Below are 1,778 nucleotides of genomic sequence, written 5' to 3'. Positions count from 1 at the left end.
TGAGCATCAGGTGATCGAATCCGATTTCCCTGAGCCTCCTCAGGGTGGACAGGTACCAGCTGAGGTTCAGCTTCCCCCAGAGGACCAGGTTGGCTCCCCTTATGTAGGGGATCGACTGCCTCTCCTGGGAGAAGGCGTAGAAGACGTTGCTATCCTCGGCGTAGTCCTCCTGTATCGCGTAGGCATCGCAGTTCGGGTGAAGGATCGTCAGGGCATCGTATCCGATTAGCCTGTTCATGTGCGAGCTGTTGGCGGATGTGGATGTGAGGCACCAGAGCCCCACACCAGCTCTCCTGGCGTAGCCCAGCATCGAGTGGAAGTGTTCCACGTACTCCTCCGTTTTCTCCCCGAAACCGTAGATCGCGTGCTCCACGAGGACAGATGCTCCCCTTAGATCCAGGGAGATTCCATCAACATCCTCGAACACGTCCTCCGGGGACCAGAAGTTCATTGCTAACTTCAAACCGTGTCTCCTGACGCACTCAATTGCTCTGGCCTGGTGAAGCCTGGCCGCTCCTCTGCTTCCAAGCATCGGCTCGAGGTAATCGAAGCCGAAGTCGTCCAGCATGATCCCGCTGACTCCCATGTCGGCCCAGGCCTTTATCAGGGAGCAAACTTTCTCTATCGGCTGGGCAGCATCCACATAGCCGTAGAACTCGGCCCTCGACATCCTAATCAATCTCCTAGCGGCCTCGTGCTCCTCGTGGTTAGGATCGGCAAGGTCACCGCCTAGGATCACTATGTCGTACTTGTCGAAGAGCTTGACGGCCTCCACCAGGCCGCTGCTCCCGTTGAAGAGGCTGGGGTAGCCATAGTATATCAGAAGCCTCTTCACCTGACCCGCTCCCGCCTCCTGGCAGCAGGGCGATGCCATCAGCAGCAGGATGAGCCAGATGATGCCCCAGCGCCTCCTCATGCGGGAGCACCAATTCCCCTTCCGGAGTAAACGTATATCAGTATTTGGGCCACTATATCGAGCAACAATCCCACGAAGGATATCAGAGGTATCAGGGTGAGTATCGGACCGACCACGTAGATGATGCCCGCCGTCTTGAACTCGGCCAGCCCCTCAACCTCCCCCATCCTGATGAGCATCACGCCGAAGAGCAGGTCCCCCACTATGAGGAGTGCGACGGCCACCAGCGCGATTCCAAGCATCCCGAAGAGCGCGTAAATTGCGAATGATCCGTATGGGGCTATGGCGATGGAGAATATGGTAGCTGGCAGACCCACGATGATCGCAATCAATCCGATGAGCTGGAGGGTCATGCCGGTCCTCCCTATCCCGAGCCTAGGGGCGTCGAACCTCTTGAGGTGACCGGTCGACCTGAAGAAGTAGTAGAAGCCCATCAAGCCTATGAGCAAAGCTATGAGCAGAGGCAGGAGGATCAGCAGCACCTCCGTCAGCCCTAACTTCGGGAGCATCATATCAGAGTATGGGATGTAGCCCAGGCTGGGGAGCTGGAGGATCATGGGGAGGAAGGAAAGCATCGCCATCATGGCCACTAGAAGCATGGCGTAGCCTATCAGGTTGAATAGGGCACCCTTCCTGAGGTCTGAGAGCCCCATCCTAAGGTGCTCCAGCTGAGCTGCCTGCATACGCCCTCATCAGGGGGATCAGATATAAGCCTAATGGGGATCTCAAGGAGGATGCTAGCGGTTCAGATTTACATCGCATGGGTTCAAGGGTTTGATGATCCATCGCTGAGGGCAGAGAAGCTGTGGATCGAGGATATGGCATCATTCCGGCATTGCCCCTCACCAGAACGGCTGATGAT

General features: G+C 56.7%; 2 protein-coding genes. Both read right to left on the bottom strand.

What is annotated here, in order from left to right:
- A partial coding sequence (locus BA066_07855) for a hypothetical protein (protein ID RDD52780.1) occupies positions 1 to 916 on the bottom strand: 916 nt, incomplete at its 3' end.
- Positions 913 to 1,599, bottom strand: a complete 687-nt coding sequence (locus BA066_07850; protein RDD52779.1) for a DUF973 family protein — start codon at positions 1,597 to 1,599, stop codon at positions 913 to 915. The genes BA066_07850 and BA066_07855, both read right to left, overlap by 4 nt.
- Positions 1,600 to 1,778 lie beyond the last annotated feature (179 nt).

The sequence above is a fragment of the Candidatus Korarchaeota archaeon NZ13-K genome, assembly GCA_003344655.1.
Classification (GTDB): Archaea; Korarchaeota; Korarchaeia; order Korarchaeales; family Korarchaeaceae; genus Korarchaeum.
The sequence above is the reverse complement of the archived record's forward strand: the minus strand, read 5'-3'. Positions and strand labels throughout refer to the sequence as shown.

Coding starts and splice junctions, on each gene's coding strand:
- BA066_07850 (RDD52779.1), bottom strand. CDS start 1,599: ATGCAGGCAGCTCAGCTGGAGCACCTTAGGATGGGGCTCTCAGACCTC.